The organism is Paenibacillus sp. BJ-4, from assembly GCF_020404765.1.
In the GTDB taxonomy this organism is placed as follows: domain Bacteria; phylum Bacillota; class Bacilli; order Paenibacillales; family Paenibacillaceae; genus Paenibacillus.
In genome coordinates, this window is the sequence record NZ_JAIVEM010000109.1 from 1 (window position 1) to 211 (window position 211).

General features: G+C 55.5%; 1 protein-coding gene. It reads left to right on the forward strand.

Going from position 1 to position 211, the window contains the following annotated elements:
• On the forward strand, nt 1-211 hold a 211-nt coding region (locus tag LCF57_RS18115), incomplete at both ends, for a transposase (protein ID WP_226001949.1).

The window sequence follows — 211 nt, forward strand, 5'->3', positions numbered from 1 at the left end:
ACTGCTGGGCCAGTGTACCCAGTCTCGAAACCACCGCAAAGTGGTGACTCGGCATGTCTGGGAAGACAGCAAAGAGTGGGTACGGAGCAACCGACTAAGCCCATCCGGGAAACAGCTGTACCGTAAACGAAAAGAGACGATTGAGCGAAGCTTCGCGGATGCCAAAGAGCTCCATGGGTTTCGCTATTGCCGTTTGCGCGGACTTCCGAAC